Annotated in this window: 11 protein-coding genes; 7 read left to right on the top strand and 4 right to left on the bottom strand. The window is 39.4% G+C overall.

From position 1 onward, the window contains the following. Positions 1 to 29: 29 nt before the first annotated feature. On the bottom strand, positions 30 to 1,232 hold the full coding sequence (locus CFK40_RS05395; protein WP_089531271.1) for a M20 family metallopeptidase: 1,203 nt from the start codon (positions 1,230 to 1,232) through the stop codon (positions 30 to 32). A gap of 506 nt (positions 1,233 to 1,738) precedes the next feature. Here CFK40_RS05395 and proB point away from each other — a divergent pair. The 7 genes from proB to CFK40_RS05360 all read left to right on the top strand — a co-directional run bounded on the left by proB (position 1,739) and on the right by CFK40_RS05360 (position 10,177). Beyond that, positions 1,739 to 2,884, top strand: coding sequence for a glutamate 5-kinase (gene proB, locus CFK40_RS05390; RefSeq protein ID WP_089531269.1), 1,146 nt, complete (start codon positions 1,739 to 1,741; stop codon positions 2,882 to 2,884). 16 nt (positions 2,885 to 2,900) lie between these two features. Beyond that, positions 2,901 to 4,160: a glutamate-5-semialdehyde dehydrogenase gene (locus tag CFK40_RS05385; protein WP_089531267.1), complete on the top strand. Its 1,260-nt coding sequence runs from the start codon at positions 2,901 to 2,903 to the stop codon at positions 4,158 to 4,160. Positions 4,161 to 4,799: 639 nt separating this feature from the next. Further along, positions 4,800 to 6,194 (top strand): hypothetical protein, encoded by a 1,395-nt coding sequence (locus CFK40_RS05380; RefSeq protein ID WP_089531265.1) that lies wholly within the window; start codon positions 4,800 to 4,802, stop codon positions 6,192 to 6,194. A 138-nt stretch (positions 6,195 to 6,332) separates the two neighbouring features. Further along, the gene (fdhD, locus tag CFK40_RS05375; RefSeq protein ID WP_089531263.1) at positions 6,333 to 7,124 is read left to right on the top strand and encodes a formate dehydrogenase accessory sulfurtransferase FdhD; all 792 of its coding nucleotides are present in this window, start codon (positions 6,333 to 6,335) and stop codon (positions 7,122 to 7,124) included. Between the two features lie 40 nt (positions 7,125 to 7,164). After that, positions 7,165 to 8,178, top strand: coding sequence for a GTP 3',8-cyclase MoaA (gene moaA / locus CFK40_RS05370; protein WP_089531262.1), 1,014 nt, complete (start codon positions 7,165 to 7,167; stop codon positions 8,176 to 8,178). A gap of 509 nt (positions 8,179 to 8,687) precedes the next feature. Next, complete coding sequence (gene htpX / locus CFK40_RS05365; RefSeq protein WP_089531260.1) at positions 8,688 to 9,599, top strand: protease HtpX; 912 nt, start codon at positions 8,688 to 8,690, stop codon at positions 9,597 to 9,599. A gap of 176 nt (positions 9,600 to 9,775) precedes the next feature. Then, complete coding sequence (locus CFK40_RS05360; protein WP_089531258.1) at positions 9,776 to 10,177, top strand: RNase H family protein; 402 nt, start codon at positions 9,776 to 9,778, stop codon at positions 10,175 to 10,177. A 36-nt stretch (positions 10,178 to 10,213) separates the two neighbouring features. On the opposite strand, the gene CFK40_RS05355 is transcribed toward CFK40_RS05360, so the two are convergent. The 3 genes from CFK40_RS05355 to CFK40_RS05345 all read right to left on the bottom strand — a co-directional run bounded on the left by CFK40_RS05355 (position 10,214) and on the right by CFK40_RS05345 (position 14,356). Next, positions 10,214 to 11,977 carry an L-lactate permease gene (locus CFK40_RS05355; protein ID WP_089531257.1) on the bottom strand — a complete coding sequence of 588 codons (1,764 nt, stop codon included), beginning with the start codon at positions 11,975 to 11,977 and terminating at the stop codon, positions 10,214 to 10,216. Positions 11,978 to 12,067: 90 nt separating this feature from the next. Further along, positions 12,068 to 12,832 (bottom strand): fumarylacetoacetate hydrolase family protein, encoded by a 765-nt coding sequence (locus CFK40_RS05350; RefSeq protein WP_089531255.1) that lies wholly within the window; start codon positions 12,830 to 12,832, stop codon positions 12,068 to 12,070. A gap of 66 nt (positions 12,833 to 12,898) precedes the next feature. Next, positions 12,899 to 14,356 carry an FAD-linked oxidase C-terminal domain-containing protein gene (locus CFK40_RS05345; RefSeq protein WP_089531253.1) on the bottom strand — a complete coding sequence of 486 codons (1,458 nt, stop codon included), beginning with the start codon at positions 14,354 to 14,356 and terminating at the stop codon, positions 12,899 to 12,901. Between the last annotated feature and the right edge of the window lie 8 nt (positions 14,357 to 14,364).

Below are 14,364 nucleotides of genomic sequence, written 5' to 3'. Positions count from 1 at the left end.
CTACCCCTTGTTGTTTAATCTAGATTAGTTTATTGATCTTCATTTACTAATGTCTGTTTCTCATTTTTCATATAGTTTAATGCAGCCGTCCCAAGAACTTTTGCAGCTATTAACAGTGCACGCTCATCAATATCAAATTTTGGGTGATGATGGGCATATGCATCATCCCAATCAGGATTTTTAGCCCCTGTAAAGAAGAAAGTTCCCTTCACATTTTGTAAATAATACGAAAAGTCCTCTCCTCCCATAATTGGTTCGGTTTCCTTAACTGTCTCAACTCCTGGTACATGCGGAGCCACTCTAGCAACCAATTCTGTTTCAGCCTTGTGATTCACGGTTGTTGGATAGCCTTTACTATACGTATATTCATAGCTCGCGCCAGAAACATGACAGGTTCCTTCTATAACTCTTTCTATTTCTTTTTCGATAAATGTGCGAATTTCTTCTTTAAATGTACGGACAGTTCCTGTTAATACAGCTGTATCAGCGATAACATTGTATGGATTCTTGGCTTCAAAGTTACAAACAGATACAACAGCCGATTCAAGTGGATCTACTCTCCGACTAACAATCTGCTGTAAATTGTTAATTAACTGACCGCCTATTACAATACTGTCCTTGGTATCGTGAGGCATTGCTCCATGCCCTCCCTTACCTTGAATCTTAATATCAAAACGGTCTGGAGCTGCTTGAAGTGGGCCTGTCCTGTATCCAATTTCTCCAAGTGGCATTTGGGCTTGTAAATGCGTACCGAAAATAACATCAACACCATCTAAACAGCCATCTTTAATCATTGCATTAGCCCCACCTGGCGGCAATTCTTCTGCATGCTGATGCAGGAACACGATAGTGCCTTCTATTTTGGATTTCATGCCGTTGAACACTTTAGCAAGTCCTAATAAAGTTGCCGTATGTCCGTCATGACCACAAGCATGCATAACACCGTCATTTTTTGATTTAAAAGGGACATCCGTTTGTTCCTGAATTGGAAGAGCATCAAAATCAGCACGCAAAGCAACGGTAGGACCAGGTTTACCGCCCTCAAGATAGGCCAAAACGCCGTTTCCACCCACATTTGTGCGAACTTGGTGTCCCAATTTTTCATGATAATCCGCAATATATTTCGCAGTATTTACTTCTTCAAAAGATAACTCAGGATGCTCATGGAGATAGCGTCGTATCTCAATAATTTCATCATAAATATTATCTAATCCACTAAATAATTGTTCCATACCATTCACTCCTTTTATTGAAAGAATGGTATCATGAATTATAAGAAATATCTACATATTATAAAATTGTGCAGATAAGTAAATATTCCCTCTCATATGAATCCTTCCTTTCATTCCATTTTTTAAAGTTCCATATAGTTGAATTTGAGCGTATTTAAGCATATCTAGACTGATAAGAAGTATATACCTCTAAATGACAACGCTTACCATCACTATTTCGCGAATATGCACCTAACTTACATAAAAACCCTTGAAGTATATATGGTAGATGTTATTATAAAACGAAATCGTTTGGAGACGTTTCAAGTGAAAGATTAATTTATTGAGGAACAACAAACATATGGAATACCCAGAAGTTACTGGTAGTGGCTCTGTTTAAAAATATTGGCCATCTTCATACCACTAAACCTTTTCAATTTCCTTTTATTCTAGTAAAAGGTTCTCCTCTGTTATAACAGTAAACCATTCAAAATCGTATATCCAAATAGGAAAGAAGGAGTGTTAACTTGACGCCTGATATTGAAACAAAACGTATCGTAATTAAAATTGGTAGTAGTTCTCTGACAAGTATAAATGGAGAAGTAAGCCGAAGAAAACTAGAAAAGCTTGTTGAAGAAGTTGTTCGATTAAAAGAAGGCGGCCATGAAATTCTGCTTGTTTCCTCAGGGGCTGTGGCAGCAGGATACCGCAGGCTCGGCTATCTCACTCGCCCGGACTCATTACCTGAAAGGCAAGCATCTGCATCCATTGGCCAGGGGCTACTCATTGAAACTTACTGCGACATTTTTATGTCACATGGGTATGTCGCTTCTCAAATACTAATTACCCGTGATGATTTTTCTGATGAGAATCGTTATAATAATGCTAGGAATACCATTAATGTGTTATTGGAACGAGGCGTTGTGCCAATCGTAAATGAAAACGATACAATTTCGATGGATTTTTTGAAATTTGGGGATAACGATACATTATCTGCAAAAGTTGCTGGCCTTGTTGATGCCGATCAATTAATCATACTCTCTGATATTGATGGTCTGTATGATGCGGATCCGCGTAAAGACGAGAATGCCAAGCTGCTTCATAAAGTCGATGAAATCACCCCATCTATTGAAGCTGCTGCTGGTGATCCTGGTAGTGCAAATGGCACCGGTGGGATGAAGTCAAAAATAGAAGCTATTAAAATCGCAATGGCATCAGGAATATCTTCCTTTTTAGGTAATGCAACAACGAAAGATATTGTTTATGATGCTGTTCATAATCATGCAGAAGGATCCTATTTTGAACCGAAGAACAACATTCAAAACTTAAATCAAAAGAAACAATGGATTGCGTTTAATTCGGGTCCTCAAGGAAAAGTTACAGTGAATCATACAACAAGAGAAGCAATAATCAACGAAAGAATTAGTTTAAATCCAACAGACCTTCGTACTATAACTGGACGCTTCGAAAAAGGAGCAGTTGTGACAATTATTGATGTCAAAGGGGAAGTAATTGGTCTTGGTGTCGTAAACTACTCTTCAGAAGATTTGAATAATTTTATCAGCAAAACGGAAATTGAAATGAAGAATTATGAAAAAGTTGCTATTGAAAATAAACACCTTGTTTGCCATTTAGATGCAGAAGTACCCGTAAATAGTTTAGTAACAAATTAATTGGAGGGATTGGATCATGGTAACAACTAATAAAGTAAATGTAGAAGAACAGGCAAAACTTGCAAAGAAGGCTGCCAAAACTTTATCTTTATTGACGACCGAAGAAAAAAACGAGGCACTTCTTACATTGGCTGACACAATAGACAATGAATATGAAACGATTTTAATAGCCAATGAAAAGGATTTAGAAAACGGACGCCAACAAGGACATGACGCGGCATTTATTGACCGACTGACACTTACCAAAGAAAGAATTGAGGAATTTGCTCAAGGACTACGTCAAGTGGCTGAATTAGACGATCCGACTGGCATAATCAATTCTGACTGGGTACTTGATAACGGGTTAAAGGTTCAACAGATAACCGTACCGCTTGGTGTTATTGGAATGATTTATGAAGCCCGCCCGAATGTAACGGTTGATGCTACTGGCTTAGCCTTAAAATCCGGCAATGCTATTGTCCTAAAGGGTGGTTCTTCTGCAATTATTTCCAATAAGACCATCGTAGAAGTTATCCATCGCGGACTAGAACAAACAAAAATACCAAAAGAAGCCGTTCAGTTTATTGCGAGCACCGACCGCGAAGCAACGCAGCAATTATTTACCATGAAAGAACATATTGATGTACTTATTCCTCGTGGTGGCGGTTCGTTAATCAAAGCTGTTGTTAATAATGCTACAGTTCCTGTACTAGAAACAGGTGTTGGAAATTGTCACCTTTATATTGATGCAGAAGCAGATGTAAAGAAGGCATTAGCTATTTTAGTTAACGCCAAAACAGATCGCCCAGCTGTATGTAATGCGTTAGAAACTGCAATTATTCATCAAGACTGGCTTTCAGCAAATAAGGATGCACTGATTGAAACGCTTCGTGCGCATGACATTCATGTCCATGGTGACAGTACCATTATGAAGCTTATACCAGGTGCCGTTCCTGCTAGTGAAGACGACTGGGCCAATGAATATTTAAGCAAAGACATCGCCATTAAAACAGTTACTAACCTCACAGAAGCAACACAGCATATTGAAGATTATGGCACGAAACACTCAGAAGCAATTATCACCGAGAACCAAGAGACTGCTGATAAATTTATGAAACTCGTTGATGCTGCAGCATTATACCATAATGCTTCAACCCGTTTTACAGATGGAGGCGCCCTAGGTTTTGGTGCCGAGATTGGAATCTCAACGCAGAAATTACATGCACGAGGACCAATGGGACTACCTGCTCTGACAACTATTAAATATCTGATGCATGGGGATGGGCAGATTAGATAATAGGTTTGGAATAAGAGTAGCTTAATAGAATGCCTGTCACTAGGAACTATTCAGAATAGTTTTAGTGACAGGCATTTGTTATTTAGTAACTTTTGTATAAAGTGAAACTTCATTCAGTGGTGGCCGCTGAAAAAGTGGTGGATTTTAAAAATTTAACTTTTCACCTTAACTTAGCATCTCGAATATACGGAGACTCCTGCGGGAAGCAAGAGATCGGCGAGACCCCGCAGGACTGCAGTCCGAGGAGGCTCGACACTCGCCCGCGGAAAGCGTAGTATATTCGAAGATGCGATGATAGATCCACATATTTTGTACTATATTTAACTTTTTCAGTGGCCTCATTCAGTGGGGGATTTTCTTTCTTCCCCCACTGAATGTTAGTTGAACCAATCGGGCTTGAACGGGCAGTTATCCCCCACCTGAAATTCTCGGACTAACCTCAATTTTTGAGGTGGGGGTTTTACTGCCCGTCAAACTGCGATAAAATTGCAGAAACTTCAGTTGCAGATAGAAAGACGATCCTACCACCTTCAAGGCCACTGTTCTGTAATATATAAGATCTAAATACACCTAGTCTTCTAAACTATCGTTATCCCCCTATCTCGTGATATGATTAGGATAACAAAAAGGAGGTTTATTATGCGAAATCCTATAATTATCGCACGCGATAAACAGCAATCCAACCAATTAGAAATTAAACGTATGAGTATCTATAGACAAAGCAAAATTATTGAAGCAACAGATGAACAGGACCAGACCTACTACATATTTTTTTATAAAGATCACTATTTAAATTATGTAACACCAGAGAAAACCAGCATTCGTTCCCATGTGATAGATTCGTTTAAAAAAGGTGTCACTCTGATCTCTCCCCATCCATTGATTGAAACCGTGGTCTCCCCCTACCCCCATTTTAAGAAACAAAATTCAGATGATCTATTTAAACAATTTCTAAAGCACCACAGTCTTCAAGAAACTGCGTTAATAGCTAGTTACTTTGAATCCTTTATAAAAAAAGATGAATTAACTGATTTCATCGAAACACTTTTTTATAAGGAACGTCGCGATGGGAAGTTATTATCCTGTTATCGTATTCTCCATATCCTCAAAGACATTGCGCCAAACCATACTATAGTTTCCAACTTTTCACGTGACTTGCAATTCATGCGTTATGACGAACTTTACAAAAACGCGGATGCGATAACACTTGCTAGAGACCCCATTTATATGGAGAAAAGATTATACTCCAGTAAACACAATGACCAACCTTTTCAAAAGTTGATTGCTATATATAAAGAGCAAAATCGTTGGGTAGATCTTATCGCAATCCATATAACTCGAGTGGTCCACACACAAAAAACGGATGATTATCATGCATTGAAATCACTAGTTGTTGAGCATTATGACGACTTAAATATGTTGGATGTCCTAGAAGATTTATACGCACGTGGTCTCACTATTAAACCTTTGCAACAGGATTTATTGAATTGCAGTCTCGAGCATGCAAAACTGGAAGATGTATTAACATTAATAAACAAACACAAGCTTACTCTACAACCTTTTCAATCTCAAAAATTGATCAATCTAGTAAAACAAAAAGGAATCACTTCAGGTTCCATCCCACCAGAGGCATTACAAAAACTGGTACTTACTTTATTTGAATCAAAAGATGATCAGGCTTCCGATATATTACATCAAGCGGTTTCTTCATTACTGGCCGACCACACCCTTATGTATATACAAGAATGGGTACAGCCACTCAAAGATATTCCACTTAGAGAATCAATACTGCAAAAGGTTGATGAAATGAACCTTATTGCAGAAGACCCAAATCAACAACAACGCCTTGGAGAGCTTTATTATTACTTCAATCAACCTAACAAAGCGATAGAATGTATAAGTTTTGACATGGAACTTAACGCTGAAGATCCAAAACCTGTCCAATGGCTTGCTAAACTCTATCACGAGTTAGGAATGGAAGCAGAACATAAAGCGTTCCAGCAACTTTATATTGATATGGTGAAGCGGTCGTAGTTAAGTGCCTGTTACTTCCTTCTGCTTATTATTCAACTAAATCTTAATCGAGAATTTAGTAGTCTAGTACTTGTTTTACAAAATAGATTGTGTTTAGATGATAGTTAAACGATAGACTTGAATAAGGTGAGAAAGCTTATGGTTCAAAATAGTAGCCAAAAACGATCTATTACAAAATATATAAATGGAAAATTTGAAGTAATGGAAGATGCAGTAGCGACAGAATTTCCCATTACAATTCATATCAATGGCGAGGAATTTGCAACAATAGTTTGCACTCCTACCCATTTGGATGAATTAGTTATTGGCTTTCTAGCATCTGAAGGAGTGATTTATTTCAGAGATGACATTAAAGACCTTCAGATTGATAAGAGGCTAGGTTTTGCATACGTTATGTTAAAGACAAAAATCCAGCTAAACCAACGCTATTATTCCAAACGTTTTATCGGTTCTTGTTGTGGGAAAAGCAGACAATTTTATTTTCAAAATGATGTACGTACTGCCAAAACCTCCATGTCTAAAACAACAATTAAAGCGAATGACTGCCTTAACCTCATGAATAGGATGCAGGAAAATAGTATCATGTTTAAAAATACTGGCGGCGTTCATAATGCCGCACTCTGCACTCCCTCTAAATTAATAGTTGATCGAACTGATATTGGGAGGCATAACACACTTGATAAATTATATGGTTATAGTATCTTAGAAAAAATACATGTAAGAGATAAAATAATTGTTTTTAGTGGGAGGATATCCTCCGAAGTACTTACAAAAGTGGCAAAAATTGGTGTCGGTATTATTCTTTCAAAGTCAGCTCCAACAGACCTAGCTATCCAGCTTGCGGAGGACCTAAACATCACTACAGTTGGTTTCATTCGCGGACAGTCATTTAATGTCTATTCACACGCTGAAAGAATTACAAATAGGTAATCACATTGCTTCGTTCCCATAATAAAAGGAGGAGAACAATATGAATAAATCAGTTTATGATGCTTTAGATCGTCCACTGCGTGATTTACGAATTTCGGTAACGGATAAATGTAATTTTAGATGTACATATTGTATGCCAGCTGAAATTTTTGGACCTGATTTTCCTTTCCTTAAAAAAGAAGAGTTACTTTCCTTTGATGAAATCGAACGCCTTGCAACAATTTTCGTCAAAGAACTTGGAGTTAAAAAAATACGAATCACTGGCGGTGAGCCTCTAATGCGGAGGGACTTACCTGTTTTAATTCATAAGTTAACACAGATTAATGGTGTGGAAGATCTTGCCATGACAACGAATGCCTCTCTGTTACCGAGATATGCAAAAGACTTAAAAGCATCAGGCCTAAACCGAGTTTCTGTCAGTCTTGACTCGTTAAATGATGACATATTCGGAAAGATTAATGGTAGAGGCGTCACTGTTAACAAAGTATTAAAAGGAATTGAAGCAGCGGAAAAAGCTGGCTTAGGAGTAAAAATTAATATGGTTGTTAAGCAGGGAATGAACCATGAGGAGATTATACCCATGGCTAAATTCTTCCGAGAAAAAGGGCACATCCTCCGCTTTATTGAGTTTATGGATGTTGGTAACTCAAACGATTGGAAGCTTGACGATGTGTATACAAAAAAGCAAATCCTTCAAGATATCCATAATGTAATGCCCATTGAACCTCTTCAACCAAACTATCCTGGTGAAGTAGCGACAAGGTATCGATATGTTGGTAGTAATGAAGAAGTTGGAGTAATCTCGTCTGTTTCTGACGCTTTTTGCTCCAGTTGCAATCGTGCACGTCTGACTGCCGAAGGGAAACTGTTCACTTGTTTATTTGCCTCAAATGGTCATGACCTTAGAAAACTTGTCCGCTCAAACCTAGCAAATACAGAGGTTGCTGATAAAGTGAAAAATATTTGGATACCTCGTAAAGACCGTTATTCTGAAGAACGTGGAGATAAGTCTATAAAAAGAGAAAAGGTAGAAATGTCCCATATGGGTGGTTAACTTCATATGAATTTGACCAATACCTACACCTTCCTGGTTGATAGAGGGCTGTTACAGTAAATGAGACGTAGATTTCCCCGTATTCTTGTGAAACAGTAATAAAGAGAGAAGGTAACTCAGACTATCCTGTTACCTTTTCTCTCTACTCTCTAAATGTGTGTTCAAAAAGTCACCGAATTAGAAACAAGAAGGTCGAGGCACGATAGTTTTGAGGACCGGAACGTATGCCCTTAATACGTGAGGACCAGAAAAACCGAGTAACGAAGAGATTCGCCGTTTATCATTTGGTGACTTTTTGAACATCCTCTATAACGTTGTTCCCCGAATATAAGATGAACTTTTTTACTTCTATCAAGTTAATCATTGTATAAAGAAGATTTCCCATTAGGAATATAGCTGATCTATTCCTTCAACAAAATTAACAAAGTATTAGATAATCCAACATACTTCTCTATCCAAGTACAATCGTGTTAAAATAGAGGGGTACATTTTGAAATGGAGGCAAATGAATGAAACGAATATTTCTTTTTATATTAACAAACATTCTAGTAATGGCGACAATTGTAATCGTCTGGTCACTAATAACAACTTATACTGGTATTAGCGGTACGTTTGAAAATAATGGTCCCGGTTTAGGGATTAATTATGGTTCGTTAATGGTATTCAGTATACTCATAGGTTTCATCGGCTCATTCTTCTCGCTGGCAATATCACGCTTTGTTGCAAAGAAAATGATGAAGGTCAAAGTCCTGAATCCAAACGATCAATTATCCGCACATGAACGTACAGTGATTGAAAAGGTTCATCGACTTTCCCGTGCAGCTGGATTAGTCCATATGCCAGAGGTTGGGATTTACCAGTCTCCCGAAGTTAATGCATTTGCGACAGGCCCTTCAAAAAAACGCTCCCTCGTTGCTGTTTCAGCAGGGTTATTGAATAACTTAGACGATAATGCAGTTGAAGGCGTCATTGCCCACGAAGTAGCTCACGTTGCGAATGGTGACATGGTAACCATGACGTTGCTGCAAGGTGTTGTCAACACGTTCGTAGTCTTTTTCTCAAGAATCGCAGCAATTATCGTATCGCGGTTTGTGCGTTCTGAGATGGAAATGATTGTCCGTTTTGCAGCGATTATTATTTTCCAAATTTTATTCTCAATTCTGGGAAGTATTGTCGTCAGTGCGTACTCACGTCATCGAGAGTACCATGCCGACCGTGGTGGCGCAGATCTAGCTGGTCGCGACAAAATGGCCCATGCTCTGCGTTCTTTGAAAAATCACGTAGGTCGTGCTCGTGTTAATGACCGTACCGACGATTCAGCAATCCAAACAATGAAAATAAATGGAAAAGGCGGGATGATCTCACTCTTTTCATCTCATCCCGATATAGATGAAAGAATTAAGCGGCTAGAACAACGATAAATTCATGGGTGGGGCAGGTTCCTTGTCCCACCTTTCCTTTTCCACCTATTGAAAGATTCCAAGTTTATCAAGATGATTTTGACTTTGTTGTTTATCTAGTTTAACAAAGACAGTTGGCAAAAGTAACAAACCTGTTATACTCTAGTACTATCCTCAAAAAAGGGAGCACAAAAACATTGATTGAAGTCTATACAGATGGGGCATCAAGTGGTAATCCAGGAACTAGTGGAGCTGGGATTTATATAAAAGCAAGTGGAAAAATATATGAATACTCAATTCCTTTGGCAAAGATGTCCAACCATGAAGCTGAATTTCATGCTGTTATGAAAGCATTGGAAATTTGCAGGGAATCTTTTCTGGGGCAAATTCTATCATTCCGGTCGGATTCAAAGTTGGTAGTTGATGTGATTGAAAAAGATTTCACAAAAAACCAAACCTTTCTTCCCTTGCTTGCGAAAATTAGGGAAGATGCAAGCCATTTTCCGTACTTTTTTATTAAATGGATACCTGAAAAGAGTAATAAACATGCAGACCGGTTAGCAAGAAAAGCAATTCGGATGCAGTGGGATGGGACATGAGGGACAGGTGAACTGTACCCCATTCCCCTTTCCCCGTTATGAAGCGACGTCGCGTTCAATTGCGTTTAAACGCTTTTTGTTCGTCGCAATTAAGTAAAAGACAATCGCCCAAATAATAACCGCGATAATCGTCCCGATGTTGAAAATTCCTTTTTCAGCTGTCCACATAATCGAGTAACCGATAGAACCTATCAACAGTGCGTAATAGATAAACGGAAGAAGCGTTTTACGAATAACATGCCCTTCTTTTCCTACAAGACCAACAACGGCTGACGCAGCAACAACGTTATGCACACAGATCATGTTGCCAGCTGCACCACCGACCGCCTGAAGTGCAACCATCCAAGTCGGGTCGGTACCAATACGCACGCCTACCCCATATTGGAAAAGTGAGAACATCATATTACTGACGGTGTTACTACCAGCTACAAACGCACCAATTCCACCGATAAACGTTGCAAAAAATGGATACATAGAACCCGCTATATTTGCGACGCCATCTGCGAGTACAATTGGCATTTCCTCATATCCAGCTGCCCCGCCGTCTGAGTTAAGAAATACTTGCACCATTGGAACAGTAAAGACAAGAGCCGAACCAGCAGCAATCATTGTTTTACCGGAATCTTTCCATGCTCGAGCAAACTCTTGCCCCTTCATTCCGTGCATATAGTACGTAAATACCGAAACGACGATAAAAATGAAGCCTGGCGAGTAAAGAATGTCCCAGCCAGAAGAGATTTCCGTTCCAAAAATATTTGGAATCGTGATCTTGCCTGCTTTAAGCCATTCTCCAACAACGGTTAATCTTGAAATGAGTAAAAGAACAGCAATCAAAATGTATGGGGACCATGCACGCATCATACTAATTTTGCCTGCATAAATATCGCTATGTTTAAGTTCAACACGACCAGTCCATGTTGGATCCCAGCGATCTTTCGCCTCAAAATCCCAGATCTCATCTTCTTTTGGCATGAGGAACCCTTTTTTAGCAGCTGGAATGACAATCGCTAGCCCAACCAAACCACCAATCATAGAAGGAAATTCAGGTCCTAATGTTTGTGCAACGATAAGATACGGTATTGTCATCGCTAAAGATGCAAATATTGCAAATTTCCATACCGCAAGGCCTTCTCGGAATGATTTATTTTTCCCAAAAAACCTTGTCATAATAGCGACTACAAATAGTGGGATTAACAGTCCTGCAATAGCATGGAGCAAAGCCACTTTCCCAGCAACACCAAATACGAAAGCTGAAACATCGGTAATTTGGGCAAGCGGCTCAATTCCTGTACCTACACCTACAATCATTGGTGTACCAACTGCCCCAAATGATACCGGTGTACTTTGAATAATCATACCACTGACAACTGCAGCCATTGGCGGAAAACCAAGTCCAACCAATAACGGAACTGCTACAGCAGCAGGTGTACCAAATCCTGCCGATCCTTCAATAAATGAACCGAAAAGCCATGCAATGATAATTACTTGAATACGGCGGTCTGGTGTAATATCCGTAAAACCACGACGAATGGTGTGAAGCCCTCCACTTTCTTGAAGTGTGTTCAAGAGTAAAATTGCACCAAAAATAATGAATAAAAGCGTAACAGCAACAATCAAACCATGAACAGACGCAGCGGCGACTTTTGGAAATGCTACATCCCAAACAAAAAGTGCCAGTAATACAGCGACGATATAAGAAAGCGGCATCGCTTTACTTGCTGGCCATTTAAGACCGACTAGGAAAACAGCAACAACAACAATCGGAAGTAACGCCAGAATAGCTAATGTTCCAGTACCCATTTTAAATCCCCCTTGTAAAAAGTTTTATTATTTTAAATAACAATATTCATGTCTGTCCATAACAAGCACAGAAAATATTGTTATATAAAATCAACCTTGTTTTACAGGATTACGAAGCCCACCAATTTCAGCAATTTCACAGATGATTTCATCACCACCTTTCATCATTTCGGCACCAAGTGGACTGCCAGTTAAAATAACATCGCCAGGTTCCAGTGTCATCACGCTGGATAAATAAGCAATCATCTTTCTCATGGAAACAATCATAAGCGTTGTTGTGCTGTCCTGCTTCTTGTCACCATTTAAGTATGCTTCAACTTTGATTTCATCAGGATTGAGTTCTGTTTCGATATATGGGCCAAGCGGAGTAAACGTATCAAATGACTTTCCTACCATCCAATGTCCAGCTTCATGGAAAAATTGCGGCGCCGTTACATCATTGGCGACCGTATAGCCAAAAATGTAGTCTGTTACCTCTTCTTCAGAAATGTTCCTTGCACGTTTGCCGATCACTGCTGCAAGCTCTGATTCGAATTTCACTTCTTCTACTGTACTTGGGATAACAATGGGTTTCCCACTCCCAATAACAGAGGAAATCGGCTTATAAAAAAATACAGGAATATCAGGCAATACAGAAGGTAAATCATCTATTTTACCGACATAGTTTGCACCGATACCAATTACATGACGAGGTGTAAGCGGTGCCAATATTTCTAACTCTTCCATGTTGTGTATTATATCCGTGTATTTCCAATCAGAAAATATGTCTCCTTCAATTTGCTTTATACCGTTTTCCGTTACGATTCCTTGCAAAACTGTTTCTTCCGTTTGTTTTTTAAATCTAGCAAACTTCATTGTCTTCACTCCTTCCGAGACATAGAGACAGGCTCCCTGTCCCGCATAACAGTTATATTAATGGGACTAGGTTCCTGTCCCCACTGTCCCTTGTTTAACTTCGACACAACGACCAGGACTAGGGAATAATTTCCCTGGATTTAATAGGTTTTCTGGGTTAAATACAGCACGTATATCGGTTTGTGCCGCCATTTCTTCGTCACTGAAGATAAAACGCATTTCAGCTGACTTTTCAATCCCCACACCGTGTTCACCAGTAATCGAACCACCAACATCCGCACAAGCCTTCAAACATTCAGAACCCGCTTTTGAAGCACGCTCACTTTGACCAGGAATACTAGCATCGAACAAAATAAGCGGATGAAGATTCCCATCGCCTGCATGAAAAATATTCGCAATACGAAGCTCATACTTTTTACTGATTTCAGAAATTCTTGCAAGCACTTCAGGCAAGCGTGTTCTAGGAATAACACCATCCTGAACGAGGTAATCCGGAGAAATTGCCCCCATTGCACCAAAGCCCATCTTACGGTTTGCCCACCAAAGTCCACGCTCTGCTTCATCCTTTGCTACTTTTACCTCACGCACATTGTTTCTTTTGCATACAGTAAGAATTTCGTCGATTTGAGCGTCAATCCCAGCTGCAATTCCATCAACTTCAATTAGCAGGAATGCAGCAATGTCTCGCGGATGCCCAACTGGATAAGCAGCTGATTCCACTCCTTCAATGGCGATAGAATCCATCATTTCAAGCGCCGCTGGAATGATACCTGCAGAAATAATTTCTGAAACAGCTTGGCTCGCATCATTAATGTCATCATAATAAGCAAGAACGGTTTTCTTACCTTCAGGATTTTTTAAAACTTTCACGGTAATTTTGGTCACAATGCCAAGTGTTCCTTCTGATCCCGTCAAGAGGCCGAGCAAGTCGTATCCTGGGCGATCAGGAACCCCTTCTTCTCCAATTTCTACGATTTCACCACTCGGAAGAACAATCTCAAGTCCTAAAATATGATTCGTCGTTACACCATATTTTAAACAGTGCGCACCACCCGCATTTTCAGCAACATTACCGCCGATTGTACATGCATACTGGCTTGAAGGGTCTGGCGCGTAATAGTACCCTTTATCTGAAATAGATTGTGTCAACTTTAGGTTAACGTAGCCAGGCTCTACAACTGCTTTTCTATTTTCCAAATCGACGTGAAGCATTTTTTTCATCCGAACCAGACTGATTAAGACTTCACCGCCGAACGGAGTTGCTCCTCCACTTAACCCTGTTCCTGCCCCGCGTGCAATATAAGGGATCTTTTCTTTGTTTAATCGTTTCACAATCTCAGAAACTTGTTTTGCATTGTTTACAAACACAACCGCCCTTGGCATCCCTTTTGACATCGTGTAACCGTCACATTCATATGAAATGAGATCTTCTTTCAAATAAAGAACTTCACTTTCGCCAACAACATTGATTAATTGTTGAACAACAGCATCTGGTTTTTGCTTTTTACGTTTTTTTACAAACAAGCCTTCCA

It is taken from the genome of Virgibacillus necropolis, from assembly GCF_002224365.1.
In the GTDB taxonomy this organism is placed as follows: domain Bacteria; phylum Bacillota; class Bacilli; order Bacillales; family Amphibacillaceae; genus Virgibacillus_F; species Virgibacillus_F necropolis.
The sequence above is the reverse complement of the archived record's forward strand: the minus strand, read 5'-3'. Positions and strand labels throughout refer to the sequence as shown.

Coding starts and splice junctions, on each gene's coding strand:
- CFK40_RS05385 (WP_089531267.1), top strand. CDS start 2,901: ATGGTAACAACTAATAAAGTAAATGTAGAAGAACAGGCAAAACTTGCA.
- moaA (WP_089531262.1), top strand. CDS start 7,165: ATGAATAAATCAGTTTATGATGCTTTAGATCGTCCACTGCGTGATTTA.
- CFK40_RS05350 (WP_089531255.1), bottom strand. CDS start 12,832: ATGAAGTTTGCTAGATTTAAAAAACAAACGGAAGAAACAGTTTTGCAA.
- CFK40_RS05355 (WP_089531257.1), bottom strand. CDS start 11,977: ATGGGTACTGGAACATTAGCTATTCTGGCGTTACTTCCGATTGTTGTT.
- fdhD (WP_089531263.1), top strand. CDS start 6,333: ATGGTTCAAAATAGTAGCCAAAAACGATCTATTACAAAATATATAAAT.
- htpX (WP_089531260.1), top strand. CDS start 8,688: ATGAAACGAATATTTCTTTTTATATTAACAAACATTCTAGTAATGGCG.
- CFK40_RS05395 (WP_089531271.1), bottom strand. CDS start 1,232: ATGGAACAATTATTTAGTGGATTAGATAATATTTATGATGAAATTATT.
- CFK40_RS05380 (WP_089531265.1), top strand. CDS start 4,800: ATGCGAAATCCTATAATTATCGCACGCGATAAACAGCAATCCAACCAA.